This is a genomic window from Limibacillus halophilus, assembly GCF_014191775.1.
Classification (GTDB): Bacteria; Pseudomonadota; Alphaproteobacteria; order Kiloniellales; family CECT-8803; genus Limibacillus; species Limibacillus halophilus.
On sequence record NZ_JACHXA010000008.1, the window covers coordinates 173,996 to 186,548 of the forward strand.

The 12,553-nt window shown below is 61.1% G+C and carries 14 protein-coding genes; 7 read left to right on the forward strand and 7 right to left on the reverse strand.

The window, feature by feature from the left end; translation table 11 throughout:
- Positions 1 to 71: 71 nt before the first annotated feature.
- The gene (rpe, locus tag FHR98_RS13820) at positions 72 to 752 is read right to left on the reverse strand and encodes a ribulose-phosphate 3-epimerase (RefSeq protein ID WP_183417293.1); all 681 of its coding nucleotides are present in this window, start codon (positions 750 to 752) and stop codon (positions 72 to 74) included.
- 54 nt (positions 753 to 806) lie between these two features.
- Positions 807 to 2,528, reverse strand: coding sequence for a gamma-glutamyltransferase (ggt, locus tag FHR98_RS13825; protein ID WP_183417294.1), 1,722 nt, complete (start codon positions 2,526 to 2,528; stop codon positions 807 to 809).
- Positions 2,529 to 2,660: 132 nt separating this feature from the next.
- On the opposite strand from ggt, the gene FHR98_RS13830 reads away from it, so the two are divergent.
- Positions 2,661 to 3,122: an MmcB family DNA repair protein gene (locus FHR98_RS13830; protein ID WP_246377844.1), complete on the forward strand. Its 462-nt coding sequence runs from the start codon at positions 2,661 to 2,663 to the stop codon at positions 3,120 to 3,122.
- Positions 3,123 to 3,210: 88 nt separating this feature from the next.
- Positions 3,211 to 4,017, forward strand: a complete 807-nt coding sequence (locus FHR98_RS13835) for a DODA-type extradiol aromatic ring-opening family dioxygenase (protein ID WP_183417295.1) — start codon at positions 3,211 to 3,213, stop codon at positions 4,015 to 4,017.
- Here FHR98_RS13835 and FHR98_RS13840 read toward each other — a convergent pair.
- The 4 genes from FHR98_RS13840 to cobT all read right to left on the reverse strand — a co-directional run bounded on the left by FHR98_RS13840 (position 4,002) and on the right by cobT (position 7,911).
- On the reverse strand, positions 4,002 to 4,799 hold the full coding sequence (locus FHR98_RS13840) for a metallophosphoesterase family protein (protein ID WP_183417296.1): 798 nt from the start codon (positions 4,797 to 4,799) through the stop codon (positions 4,002 to 4,004). The genes FHR98_RS13835 and FHR98_RS13840 overlap by 16 nt on opposite strands.
- A gap of 105 nt (positions 4,800 to 4,904) precedes the next feature.
- Complete coding sequence (locus tag FHR98_RS13845; protein WP_183417297.1) at positions 4,905 to 5,498, reverse strand: ActR/PrrA/RegA family redox response regulator transcription factor; 594 nt, start codon at positions 5,496 to 5,498, stop codon at positions 4,905 to 4,907.
- Positions 5,498 to 6,868 (reverse strand): ActS/PrrB/RegB family redox-sensitive histidine kinase, encoded by a 1,371-nt coding sequence (locus FHR98_RS13850; RefSeq protein ID WP_183417298.1) that lies wholly within the window; start codon positions 6,866 to 6,868, stop codon positions 5,498 to 5,500. The genes FHR98_RS13845 and FHR98_RS13850 overlap by 1 nt, the downstream gene beginning before the upstream one ends.
- Positions 6,869 to 6,876: 8 nt before the next feature.
- A complete protein-coding gene (gene cobT / locus FHR98_RS13855) occupies positions 6,877 to 7,911 on the reverse strand; it encodes a nicotinate-nucleotide--dimethylbenzimidazole phosphoribosyltransferase (RefSeq protein WP_183417299.1) in 1,035 nt (344 codons plus the stop codon).
- A 166-nt stretch (positions 7,912 to 8,077) separates the two neighbouring features.
- Between cobT and cobS the strand changes: the two genes are divergently transcribed.
- From cobS to FHR98_RS13880, 5 genes are all read left to right on the forward strand, one after another.
- Positions 8,078 to 8,866: an adenosylcobinamide-GDP ribazoletransferase gene (cobS, locus tag FHR98_RS13860; RefSeq protein WP_183417300.1), complete on the forward strand. Its 789-nt coding sequence runs from the start codon at positions 8,078 to 8,080 to the stop codon at positions 8,864 to 8,866.
- Positions 8,867 to 8,899: 33 nt separating this feature from the next.
- Positions 8,900 to 9,553: a histidine phosphatase family protein gene (locus FHR98_RS13865; protein WP_183417301.1), complete on the forward strand. Its 654-nt coding sequence runs from the start codon at positions 8,900 to 8,902 to the stop codon at positions 9,551 to 9,553.
- 25 nt (positions 9,554 to 9,578) lie between these two features.
- Positions 9,579 to 10,223, forward strand: coding sequence for an SCO family protein (locus FHR98_RS13870; RefSeq protein WP_183417302.1), 645 nt, complete (start codon positions 9,579 to 9,581; stop codon positions 10,221 to 10,223).
- Between the two features lie 118 nt (positions 10,224 to 10,341).
- On the forward strand, positions 10,342 to 11,205 hold the full coding sequence (locus FHR98_RS13875) for a bifunctional transcriptional activator/DNA repair enzyme AdaA (RefSeq protein WP_183417304.1): 864 nt from the start codon (positions 10,342 to 10,344) through the stop codon (positions 11,203 to 11,205).
- Between the two features lie 38 nt (positions 11,206 to 11,243).
- Positions 11,244 to 11,951, forward strand: coding sequence for a M48 family metallopeptidase (locus FHR98_RS13880; RefSeq protein ID WP_183417306.1), 708 nt, complete (start codon positions 11,244 to 11,246; stop codon positions 11,949 to 11,951).
- 65 nt (positions 11,952 to 12,016) lie between these two features.
- On the opposite strand, the gene FHR98_RS13885 is transcribed toward FHR98_RS13880, so the two are convergent.
- Positions 12,017 to 12,553: TCP-1/cpn60 chaperonin family protein (locus FHR98_RS13885; RefSeq protein WP_281369957.1), on the reverse strand; the 537-nt coding region annotated here is incomplete at its 5' end.

Consider the following 12,553-nt stretch of genomic DNA (forward strand, 5'->3'; position numbering starts at 1 on the left):
CGAGCGCTTCTTGTCGGGGGTTTCGTGCGTACCCGCTGTGGGATCGATGGAGGCCACCGCTTGCCTCGAGTCTAGCTCTGGCGGCCCGTGACGGCCCCCCGCAAAGCGGCGATGTTGCCTGCATAGGCTTCGGGTCCACCCTGAAATGTCGCCGTGCCTGCCACTAGCACGTCAGCGCCGGCAGCGATGGCTTGAGCGGCGGTTTCCCGATTGATCCCGCCATCGACCTGCAAGTCTATCGTCCGCCCGCTGTCGTCTATCAGAGCCCTCAAGGTGCGCAGCTTATCCAGTGCGCCGGGAATAAACTTCTGCCCGCCGAAACCCGGATTGACGCTCATCACCAAAACCAAGTCCACGAGGTCGAGCAGCGGCTCCACGGCCGCCGCGGGCGTTCCGGGATTGAGCGACAGTCCCGCTTTCTTACCCAGCGAGCGGATAAGTTGCAGCGTCCGATGGACATGCGGCCCGGCCTCTGGGTGCACGGTGATGATGTCGGCGCCTGCTTTGGCGAAGGCTTCGATGTAAGGATCGACCGGCGAGATCATCAGATGAACGTCAAACACCTTGGTCGAATGGGCACGCAACGCTTCAACGACGCTAGGACCGATGGTTATGTTCGGCACGAAATGCCCGTCCATCACATCGACATGAACGTAGTCGGCACCGGCAGCATCGATCGCGCGGACCTCTTCGCCAAGCTTGGCGAAATCGGCGGAAAGGATCGAAGGGGCGATACGGACCGGCTGCTGCATGATCTTGTTCCTAACAACTTGGTTCGATGACGGCAAGGCCGCGGGTTGGAATGATCAATACCCGATTGTCAACGCACCCGGACGGCGTGGGTCGGACGCACCGGTGATACCGTCCTCGGTAACCATGATGGACTGCGTCGATCCCATCGTCGGCTTGACGACCACATCATGGCCGCGCGCGCGCAAAAGCGCCATGGTGTCGGGGGACAGACCTGGCTCCACCCGCAGTTCGTCCGGCCACCACTGATGGTGTACGCGCGGTGCGGCCGTCGCCTCGGCGATGTTCATCTCGTGATCGATCACATTGAGCAGGACTTGCAGGGTTGTGGTGATGATACGGCTGCCCCCCGGACTGCCCGTCGCCAACCAGGGCAGCCCATCCCTGAAGACCAAAGTCGGCGTCATCGAAGACAACGGTCGTTTTCCGGGTTCTATGGCGTTGGCTTCACCGCCAAGCAGCCCATAGGCGTTGGGTATGCCCGGTTTGGCGGAAAAATCATCCATCTCGTTGTTGAGCAGTATGCCGGTGCCTTCAACCATGATGCCGCTGCCGTAACTGAAATTGATCGTGTAGGTGTTGGAGACAAGGTTGCCCGCCCTGTCCATTACCGAGTAATGGGTTGTCTCGTTGCTTTCGTATGGCAAGGGATTGCCAGGCAACACCTCCTCGGAAGGCCGCGCTCTAAAGCTGTCGATGGTCTCGCGCAGCGACTCCGCATAGGTTTTCGAGATAAGACCAGCCACCGGCACATCGCTATAGTCCGGATCCCCCAAGTACTTGCTGCGGTCGGCGTAGGCCAGCCGCATTGCTTCGGCCATAAGGTGAATTGTCAGCGCTGAATTGCTGCCCAGTTCGCCAATCGGGTACCCTTCCAGAATGTTCAGCATCTGCACAAGATGAACGCCGCCCGACGAAGGCGGTGGCATGGAGGCGATCTCGTAGCCCCGATAGGTACCGCGCACAGGGTCACGGAAAACGGCCTTGTAGGCGCGCAGATCCGCGGGCGTGATCAGGCCGCCGTGACGTTCCATTTCAGCCGTGATCAGCCGGGCAACTTCGCCGCCATAAAAGGCCTCAGGCCCCTGCTCGGCGATCAGGCTTAAACTATGGGCAAGGTCGCTCTGGATCAGGCGGTCTCCGGGCTCGTAGGGCCTGCCATCTGCCTTGAAGAAGACCTTCGCGGCCGCTGGAAATTGCTGCAGCCGCTCGGCAGACTGCTTCAAGGAATCCGATAAATCCTGGCTGACCAGGATGCCTTCCGCAGCGAGGCGGATGGCGGGCGTCATGACTTGAGCAAGACTCATCGTGCCGTAGCGTTCCAGTACCGCCGCCATGCCAGCCACCGTACCCGGGATACCTGCCGACTGATGGCTGAACCGGGAGCGCTTCTCGTCCACTTCACCTTCGGCATCCAGAAACAGGTCGCGCGTGGCCGCCGCCGGCGCCATTTCTCGATAATCCAGCGCTACGGTTTCGCCCGTTCCGGCATGATGGATCATCATAAAACCGCCGCCGCCTAGGTTTCCCGCCCGTGGCAGCGTCACTGCCAAAGCGAACCCGACCGCGACGGCAGCATCGACGGCATTGCCGCCATCACGCAATATCTGACGCCCGACCTCGCTGGCCAGGGCTTCTTGCGTCGCCACCATGCCGTTGGCGGCCAGGACCGGGTGGAAACGATCGAGATAGGACAGGATGGCCTGGCCTTGCGCGCCCGCAACGGATGGAAAAGTTACGAGGAACAGCAAAAGAGCTACTGTGATGCGCCTAACCATGCCTACCTCCGGAATATCAGATCAGTCGAGGCGATAGCATGGCAGTCGCTTGCCAAGGGGCGCAACCCTGCCGCCCTTCGTGCTAGCATTTCGTTCAAAGTCGGCGACGAACCACGTGATCCAGGACCAGAAATGAACGAGAACGATGTTGATAACAAGCTTGCCGCAATGGCCCCTGGACATCGCCTGGCGCGCGGTGTCGGACGAGCGCTCACTGACCTGGGGTGGTCCTGCTTGTTCGAAGTCGTTTTAAAAACCGGACGCCGGGTGGATATCATGGCCCTGGACGAAAAAGGCCGCATTGCCGTTGTCGAAATCAAATCCTCGCTCGCAGACTTCCGAAGCGACGGAAAATGGCAGGAATATCTTGAGTTTTGCGACCTGTTCTTTTTCGCGGTACCCGAGGATTTCCCCCGCGATGTCCTGCCCGATGAACCGGGTCTAATCATCGCCGACCGCTACACAGCAGCCGTCATTCGCGAGGCGCCGGAAACTTCCCTGGCGCCCGCTCGCCGCAAAGCGCTCACTTTGCGTTTTGCGCGCACTGCCGGGCAACGTCTGTTGCAGGCCCTCGATCCGCGCGGCGGGATTTGATCGGGCTGATGTGTTCAAGGGGCTTGTCTTGAATGCCTACCCACCCCCACATGAGGGGAGCTAGTAAAGCCCGATGAGGATCGTTTAAATGCCCCTAAAACCCACCCCGATGCCTGCTCTCTTTGTCTCGCATGGCTCACCAATGCTGGCCGTGGAGAAAGACGCCCCCGGCCACCGCTTCCTGGAGGGTCTTGCTGCATCGCTGCCCCGGCCCGAGGGTATTCTTGTCATCTCAGCCCACTGGGAAACCGACAAAGCCGCCGTCAGCCTGGCGACGGCACCCGACACGATTCACGATTTTTATGGCTTTCCGCGGCAGCTTTACGAATTGACTTATCCGGCTGCAGGTTCCCCTTCCTTGGCCCAGCGAACCGCAGACTTGCTCAAGGCGGGCGGTCTTCCGACAACGCCGGACGAAAGCCGCGGGCTCGACCACGGCGCCTGGGTACCACTGCTTCTGGCCTATCCGGAAGCCAATATCCCGGTAACTCAGCTATCGGTTCAAACCCACAAGGGCCCCGCCCACCACCGTGCATTGGGCCGTCTCCTGGCGCCGCTGCGCGACGAAGGCATTCTGATTCTCGGTTCAGGTAGTCTGACCCACGACCTCCGCAGCTTTCGCGGCCAAGCCCCCGATGCACCGGTACCCGCTTGGGTTTCCGATTTCGCCGACTGGATGGCCGAACGGGTAACATCAGGCGACAACGATGCAATCGAGGACTACCGCGAGAAAGCTCCGCATGCCGCTCGCAATCACCCGACCGAAGAGCACCTTCTGCCGCTTCATGTCGCTTTGGGCGCCGGAGAAGGCCCAACGGGAAAAACGCACGGAGAAGTCCTGCATCGTTCCTATGACCGGGCCATTCTGGCCCTGGATGCCTACGCCTTCGGGTAATCGTGCTTTGTGCCCGGCATCTCGGAAGAATGAACCTGGATGTAATGCCGGGCAGTCCCCTCCAGCGCCAGGGCCGTCAGCGTTCCGCTATAGACCGCACCGGTATCGATCCCAATGCGGTTTGGGCGCTCGACAGGCTCGTTGTCCGGTGTATGCCCATGGACGACGATGCTGCCAAAATTCTGTGAAGACTTGAGGAATGCATCCCGTACCCAAAGCATGTCTTCGCGGCGTTGTGCCGGCAGGCTGACTCCAGGCCGCAGTCCGGCATGAACAAAAAGAAAATCACCTTCTTCATGGGTGAGTTTGAGATTCTCCAGGAACACCAGATGGCTGCCCGGTATCCTGGCTCTTAGCTCCGAACGCAGTGTTTCCAGCGCACCCTCTGCCTCCAGCCCCGTTAAGTCCAAACCATAGCTGATCAGGGTTTGCTTGCCGCCGTTAAGTAGCCAAAGAAGCGCGCGCTCCTCGCTGCCGTTCAGGAACTGCAACAGCATCTCTTCGTGGTTGCCGAGCAGATAGGCCGCCTCAAACCCGGGTGGTGGGCCTGCGACCAGGTGATCCAGAACCGATGCGGAATCAGGGCCGCGATCTATGTAGTCACCCAGGTAAACAATGATTTTCGACGTGCTGGCCTTGCCGGAGGCGTCGGCAACGATCTTGCTCTCAAGAGATAGAAGCAGGTCCAGGCAGCCATGGCAGTCACCGATGGCATAGACCAAGCGACCGCTCGGTGCGGCCGCAAGGCCGGTCGCAAGATTTGGTCTGCCAGCTTGCGTCACTTGTCCCTCCCGTTGATGACGGGATGCACCCTAGCGCAAGATTAAAACGGCATTATGACGATAAAACGACGGTGCTGTGGTGACCACTTTTTCGGTAGTCCGAACTCAGTCGCGCGGCGCGTACTTCGCCAGGATCCGCTGCAACGTGCGTCGGTGCATGCGCAAGCGGCGTGCGGTTTCCGAAACGTTACGGCCGCAAAGTTCGTAGACCCGCTGGATATGTTCCCAACGAACACGGTCCGCGCTCATGGGGTTCTCGGGCGGCGGCGGCAGTCCCTCCTCGCCCGCCAGCAGCGTTGCTTCAACTTGATCGGCATCCGCTGGCTTCGGGAGATAATCGACAGCACCGACCTTCACGGCCGCCACGGCGGTCGCGATGTTGCCGTAACCTGTCAGCACCACAACGCGGGCATTCTCCCGCGCGTCGTGAAGGGCCTGGACCACATCGAGCCCGCTACCGTCCTGCAGCCGCAAATCAACAACTGCGAAAGCGGGGGGATGATACCTTGCAATGCGCACACCTTCCGACACGCTGGTCGCAATGCTCACGATAAAGCCGCGGCGCTCCATGGCCCTGGCAAGGCGCTGCGCGAACCGTTCATCATCGTCGCAGATCAACAGACTCCGTTCGACACCGGCCTGCGCTGTTTCGAAGGAAGTGGAAGCCTCAATGTGAAGGGCGGAACTATCTTCGTTCATCAATCATGATTCCCCGTAGCCATCTGGTCCGACTGTTCTAATGTGGCACGATCCCAGCGAATCTCAACTATCCCTCCCCCCTCGGGATGATTGCCGAAAAGCAGACGAGCACCTGTTCTGGCCAACAAGGCATGCGTGATAAAAATACCCAACCCCATGGGCTGGGAGGCTGTGTTTCGACGTTTCCGACCCTCGCCGACATACGGCTGGCCGAGCCGTTCCAGCACCGCCGGATTGAAGCCCGGTCCATCGTCATGGATGATCAGCACGACCGTCTCGGAATCCCAGCTGATTTCCACTTCGACAAGGCTTTCTGCGAATTGCAGGCCATTCTGAAGGAGCAAGCCGAGGCCTTGAAGCAGGACCGCCGTGCGTGGCACCTCGGGCTGATCGAGGTCCGTTTGCCCGGTCGGCGGATTACAAGCCACGAGTAACTTTTTTCCTTCCGACCGGTAGGGTGTTGCAGCCGCTTCGATCAGCCCTTCAAGCGGCAGTCGGTGAAAAGGAGAACCTCCGTCGGAGTCCGGACGGGCGACCAACTGCGCTAATATGTCGCGGCAACGATCGCTTTCTTCCTTTAGCAAACGGAGGTCGTCGGCCCAGGCGCTGTCCTTCCCAACCTCGTTCTGCAGTTCCTTGGCTACCACCGCGATGGTGCCCAGCGGCGTGCCCAGCTCATGGGCGGCGGCGGCGGCCAACGCGCCGACGGCTGAAAGTTGCTGCTCCCTGGCCAACGCGAGATCAGAAGCGCGCAAAGCGGCCGACATACGACTGGCCTCCGATGCCATGGAATAGACATAGGCGGCGATGAACAGGATCGTGATGACCAGCGATGCCCACAGGCCCCACAAGTAAAGCGGTCCGAAGGTCAAGCCCAACCTGTCCCATGACAGGGGAATATAAAAAACGGCAAGCAGGGTGACACAGACCAGTCCCAAACCTGCCAAAGCCAGTGTGCTAACCCGCGAAAGCAAGGAGGCCGACACTGTGATCGGCGCCATGATAAGGATCGAGAACGGATTGGTAAGGCCGCCCGTCAGGGCCAGGAGAACTGCAAGCTGTAAGAGGTCGTATCCCAGGTAGACTGCGGCTTCCCGGTCCCCCAACCACAGGCCGCGGGGCCGATATTCAAGGATCAGAAGGTTGAGCGCGACGGAGACCGCAACGACCAGTAACGACGGAACCAACGGAAGCGGTAGCCCCAGGCCCCAATGCGCGGCAGCCAAGGCGACAGCCTGCCCGGCGACGGCGATCCAGCGTATCGTCACCAGGGTTCGCAGCCTCACCCGGCTGGAGCCTGGGCCGCCGGGTTCGAACAAGACAATGCCTTGCCGCTTCTTCTCTCCGAGCCTGATGCCATCCTCAGCCATCGCAAATCTCAGTTGTCACGGCTACGACGGCTTACCGCGGCTTGATCGAAAGTCGCCATGCCGTTGTGGCAGGCGACAGCAGCTTTCAGCAGCAGGAATGCCAGCGTCGCGCCAGAGCCTTCGCCCAAGCGCATGTCGAGGTCGAGAAGGGGGACTTTCCCCAGTTCCTCCACTAGACGCCCATGGGCATGTTCTGCCGAGCGATGCGCGACCAGACAGTGATCGAGGCCGCCCGGTACCAGTTTATGGACGATCGCAGCGGCCGCCGTGCTGACGAAGCCATCAAGCAGGATCGGCGTGCGCGCCAAGCGTGCCGCCAGGATAGCCCCGACGATGGCAGCCAACTCTTGCCCGCCAAGCGCGCAAAGAATGCTCAATGGGTCGCTCAACCGGTCGCGATTGACCGCTACAGCCTGTTCCACCAACGCTGTTTTCCGCTTTAGACCCGCATCGTCCAGGCCGGTCCCGCGCCCGACCCAGTCGTCTGCCGCGCCGCCAAACAGCGCAAGGCAAACCGCCGAGGCCGCGGTGGTGTTGCCGATGCCCATCTCGCCAAGCGCCATAGCATCGAACCCCTCTTCAACTGCCATCAAACCATAGGCAATCGCCCGCGCGCAGTCGTCTTCGAGCATCGCTGGGCCTTCGCTGATATCACCGGTCGGCTTTTCCAAAGCCATCTCGTAGACCCGCAGATCGGCATCGGCGACACTACAGAGCTGGTTCACAGCCGCGCCACCGTGCACGAAATTCTGGACCATCTGCTGCGTTACTTCCTGGGGATAGGCTGAAACGCCCTTCGCCGCTATTCCGTGATTGGCGACAAACACCGCGGTGCGGGGCCGCTCCATACCCGGGCTTGCACGCCCCTGCCAACGCGCCAACCAGACGGCAATTTCCTCCAGTCGCCCCAGCGAACCACTCGGTTTCGTCAACTGTTCCTGCCGGGCGAGCGCCAGATCGGCCGCCGCCTCGTCGGGTCCCGGCAGCTCTTTGAGCAAAGCCCGTATCTCATCGAAGCTGACGGGTGGTTGATTCGGACTCATAGGGTCTCCTCCAAGTTCTGCGACAGAAGATGACTTGCCGCAGGCGCTGGCCAGTGATACTCGCCACTAGAGCGCAAGGACAAGCCTTTCCGACGTGGGTGCCCTCCCCGCAGTCATGTTTAGGAGGCACCCTTCAAGGATGACGGGTAGGGAGCAAGTTGGACAAATGCGGCAAAACGAAGCGGCCTTACGCGCCTTTTTATCCGACTGGCTTTGCGACCTGAAGCTCTCCATCATTTTCTTCACCCGGATCCCCTTAGCGCAGCCTGGTGAGATCACGCCGAAAGCTTTGACCCGCGCCTTGCGCGCCGCCCCGCTGGTCGGTGGCCTCGTCGGTTTGATCGCCGCCGGCGCTGGCGTTCTTGGTTGGACCCTGGGCCTTCCGCCTCTCGTTTGCGGCCTTCTTGCGGTTGGCGCGAGCATGCTGCTCACCGGCTGCCTCCACGAAGACGGCTTGACCGACGTAGCCGATGGCTTCGGAGGCGCCTTCCAAAGGGACCGCAAGCTGGAGATCATGAAGGACAGCCGTACCGGCACCTATGGCGCCGCGGCCCTGTTCCTATCCATCGGCCTACGTGCTGCCGCTCTTTCCGTGCTGATACCGGCGGGCATTGCTTGGGCCGCCCTGCCTCTGGCACATGCTGCTTCGCGCGCCCTGATTCCGGGTATCATGGCGGTTACACCCCAGGCGCGCAGCAGTGGCCTCGGCGCCTACCACCTGGAACCCGAAAGGCGGGTTGTCGTTGCCGCATTGATCCTGGGCGCACTCGTGACACTCGTCTTGGCTGGGCTTGGGAATGCTTTGATATTGCTGGCGCTTGCGGCCACTGGGGCGGCAGCGATGCGCACCCTCGCCCTGCGGCAGATCGGCGGCTATACCGGCGACGTCCTTGGCGCAACGCAACAAGTCGGCGAGATCACCTTGCTCCTTGGCCTGACAGTCCTTATGTCGTGAGGCTGCAATGACGAAGACACGGAAAAAGACGAAATGAGCAACGCGACACATTGGTGGTGGATTCGCCATGCACCGGTTACCTGCAACGACGGGCGTATTTACGGACAAACCGATCACCCCGCTGACTGCAGCGAAACTGCGCCCTTCAAAGGACTGGCCCAGTTGCTGCCGCAAGACGCGCTCTGGATCACGAGCAACCTTCGGCGCACGCGCGACACCATGGAAGCCGTTGCTCCATACCGCAGCTCGCCGCTGCCCGTCGCTGAGGTCGTGGCATCCTTCGCGGAACAGCATTTTGGTGACTGGCAGGGATTGCGCCATGATGAGCTGCGTACCCGTCCTGAGCGTGAAGCCCACCGCTTCTGGCTGGCTCCAGCCGCCACTTGCCCGCCGGGCGGCGAATCCTTCGTCGATCTCATGAACCGTGTATCGACTGCGATTACCGACCTTTCACGCCAACATAGCGGCAGACATATCGTGGTGTTTGCCCATGGCGGCACGATCCGCGCCGCCCTCGCCTTGGCTTTGGGACTAGACCCGGAGCGGGCTTTGGGTTTCACCATCGAAAACTGTTCGCTTACACGAATCGAGCACTGGGCCGAAGGGGAGACTGGACCCGAGTCCTGGCGCGTCGTTACCACCAATCACGACCCTCGCGGATACGCAAACGGCGTCAAGCAGTTCTGAGATAACTCAGGAAGGAGCATACAAAATGCCGCAGAATCCTTTGGCACGGGCCGCAATCATCTTTGGAGCAGGGTTGGCGATCCTGGCGCTCGGCATCGCGTCGTATCTCTACCTGCAGCCTAAGCCCGCGATCAATCAGGCGCAGTTCGATTCTAACGCAACCGGTGCGCAAGGCAGCTACGGCGGCCCCTTCACCTTGACCAACGATGATGGCGCCAGGGTGACAAACGATACCTATGCTGGGCGCTATCTGCTTATCTACTTCGGTTACACCTTCTGCCCCGACGTCTGCCCGACCAGTCTATCGGTCATGACGCAGGCTTTGGATCGCCTGGATTCGGAAGCGCCAAAGAAGGCAGCCGCCATTCAGCCCCTGTTCATCACGGTTGACCCCGAGCGCGACACGGTCGAGGTGCTGAACACCTACGTTGATTTCTTTCACCCACGCCTTGTCGGCCTAACCGGCAGTCCGGAGGAGATCGCAGGTGTAACCGCCGACTACCGCATCTATGCCAAGAAGGTAACCGAGGAAGGGGCGAGCGACTATCTGATGGACCATACCAGCGCCTTCGTTTTTCTCGACCCTCAAGGCCGCTTCATTCGACTATTCACCCATGGCACCAGCGCGCAGGAAATGGCCGATGCCCTGGCGGAGGTCGTGAAGAACTGATTCCGGCACTTCGAATGAAGCCGTGTAAGAACAAGCTTCGGATAGAAGTCTCAATGCCAAAGCCGCTATGGGATGGAGTACGGATTTTGTGCTTCAATCATACGAGGAAACCTTGGCAATGTCGGGACAGCAGCGAATGAAGAATGAGAATCGCGGGCTGGCAGCGGTACGGGCAGCGGCGATGCTGATCGATGAGCGCACTGAAGAGGGCGTCAGCTTGGCGGAGTTGGCCGAAGCCGTGGCCCTGTCGCCTTGGCACCTGCAACGGCTTTTCAAGAAACACATGGGGATCAGCCCACGGGAATATCAGGACGCCAAGCGAGGCGAGCGCCTGCGCAACGAGCTGCGCCAGGGTGCGGGCGTGGCCGGAGCAACTTATGGGGCCGGCTATGGCTCCTCCAGCCGCGTCTATGAGCGCGCGGCACAGCACCTCGGCATGACGCCCGCATCCTACGCACAGGGCGGCAAGGGCGCCGAAATCGTTTATACGCTGGCCGACTGCCCCTTTGGACGGCTGCTGGTTGCGGCCACGGCCAAGGGCGTCTGCTTCCTGGCCTTTGGTGAGGACCGGACCTTGGAAAGCGAACTGCATGCCGAGTTTCCGGCGGCTGCGAGGATCGAGCGGGACGACGCCTTGCTGGCACCCGCAGTTAACGACATCCTGGAATACCTCGCGGGCTCCCTACCGCATGTGGACCTGCCATTGGACTTGCGGGCAACGGCATTTCAGCGCCGGGTCTGGCAGGAATTGCTGGCAATTCCCGCGGGCGAAACCAGAACTTACCGGGAGATTGCCGAGCGCCTGGGCCTGCCCCAGGGGCAACGTGCCGTTGGCCGCGCTTGCGCGACGAACCCGGTATCCCTGTTGATCCCCTGTCATCGCGCCTTGCGCACCGACGGCGGTCTTGGAGGCTACCGTTGGGGCCTGCCGCGAAAAGAGGCGCTGCTGGATTTGGAGAAGCGCCTGACCGCCAAAGCTTAGGGGCTTGCCAAGTCCGGCACGGGTTTTCAAATTAAGCCATGTTGTGGAAATCCAGCCTGCCCGAGTCGCTTGAGATCGACGGCCGTCGTTTGACGCTCAAAGTGCGCCGGGATATCCGGGCGCGGCGCTTGATCTTGCGGGTCGATCCCGCCGACGGTGGCGTTGCCCTTACGATTCCCAAAGGAACCAGCAACCGAACAGCAATTGATTTCCTGGAACGGCACGAAGGCTGGATCGCCGAGCGCCTGCATAAGCTTCCGCCTCTCACTCCCTTCACGCACGGCGCGGCGATCCCCATTCTGGGAGACCTGCATAGAATAGAGCATCGTCCTGACGCACGCGGCGGGGTATGGCGTGAGGAGCAGGTGGTGTTCGTCACCGGAAAGCCGGAGCATCTGCAACGTCGCCTGACCGACTATCTCAAGGGGGAGGCAAGAAAGGTATGCCGTACAAGGTCGGAAGCACTGGCGGGCAAAATCGGTGAAAAGGTGACGCGGGTCACGGTCCGCGATACGCGTAGTCGCTGGGGGTCCTGCTCAACCAGCGGCGCGCTGTCCTTCTCCTGGCGGTTGATCATGGCCCCGGAAGCGGTGCTGGATTATGTTATCGCTCACGAGGTGGCCCATCTGCGCCATCACGATCATTCACCCAGCTTTTGGCGGTTGGTCTCGGAGTTGGTGCCGGACCATCAGACGCAACGCCGCTGGCTAAAGCGCGAGGGCTCATTGCTCTGGCGGTTCGGTTAAAGCAAAAGGGGCCGCGGTGATACACCGCAGCCCCTCGCCATTTATCGAGACTTGGGTAACAGGCTTTAGAAGCCCATGCCACCCATGCCACCCATTCCGCCCATGTCGGGCATGCCGCCGCCGGCTTCCTTCTTCTCCGGCTTCTCCGCCACCATCGCTTCGGTGGTGATCAGGAGACCGGCGATCGAGGCCGCGTCCTGCAGGGCCGTACGCACGACCTTGGTCGGGTCGATGATGCCCCACTTCACCAAGTCGCCGTACTCGCCCGTCTGGGCGTTGTAGCCGAAGGTCTCGCTCTTCTGCTCGAGAAGCTTGCCGACGACAATCGAACCCTCGGCGCCTGCGTTGATGACGATCTGGCGGATCGGCGCCTGGATCGCACGACGCACGATGTCGATGCCGACGCGCTGGTCGTCGTTGTCAACCTTCAAGTTCGACAGGGCCTTGGTCGCGTAGAGCAGAGCCGCACCGCCGCCCGCGACGATGCCCTCTTCAACCGCTGCACGGGTCGCGTTCATGGCGTCCTCGACACGGTCCTTGCGCTCCTTGACCTCAACCTCGGTCGCGCCGCCGACACGGATCACCGCAACACCGCCCGCCAA

Excerpts from the sequence above, each read along its gene's own strand:
- rpe (WP_183417293.1), bottom strand. The coding sequence starts at position 752 with ATGCAGCAGCCGGTCCGTATCGCCCCTTCGATCCTTTCCGCCGATTTC.
- ggt (WP_183417294.1), bottom strand. The coding sequence starts at position 2,528 with ATGGTTAGGCGCATCACAGTAGCTCTTTTGCTGTTCCTCGTAACTTTT.
- FHR98_RS13830 (WP_246377844.1), top strand. The coding sequence starts at position 2,661 with ATGAACGAGAACGATGTTGATAACAAGCTTGCCGCAATGGCCCCTGGA.
- FHR98_RS13835 (WP_183417295.1), top strand. The coding sequence starts at position 3,211 with ATGCCCCTAAAACCCACCCCGATGCCTGCTCTCTTTGTCTCGCATGGC.
- FHR98_RS13845 (WP_183417297.1), bottom strand. The coding sequence starts at position 5,498 with ATGAACGAAGATAGTTCCGCCCTTCACATTGAGGCTTCCACTTCCTTC.
- FHR98_RS13850 (WP_183417298.1), bottom strand. The coding sequence starts at position 6,868 with ATGGCTGAGGATGGCATCAGGCTCGGAGAGAAGAAGCGGCAAGGCATT.
- cobT (WP_183417299.1), bottom strand. The coding sequence starts at position 7,911 with ATGAGTCCGAATCAACCACCCGTCAGCTTCGATGAGATACGGGCTTTG.
- cobS (WP_183417300.1), top strand. The coding sequence starts at position 8,078 with ATGCGGCAAAACGAAGCGGCCTTACGCGCCTTTTTATCCGACTGGCTT.
- FHR98_RS13865 (WP_183417301.1), top strand. The coding sequence starts at position 8,900 with ATGAGCAACGCGACACATTGGTGGTGGATTCGCCATGCACCGGTTACC.
- FHR98_RS13870 (WP_183417302.1), top strand. The coding sequence starts at position 9,579 with ATGCCGCAGAATCCTTTGGCACGGGCCGCAATCATCTTTGGAGCAGGG.
- FHR98_RS13875 (WP_183417304.1), top strand. The coding sequence starts at position 10,342 with ATGTCGGGACAGCAGCGAATGAAGAATGAGAATCGCGGGCTGGCAGCG.
- FHR98_RS13880 (WP_183417306.1), top strand. The coding sequence starts at position 11,244 with ATGTTGTGGAAATCCAGCCTGCCCGAGTCGCTTGAGATCGACGGCCGT.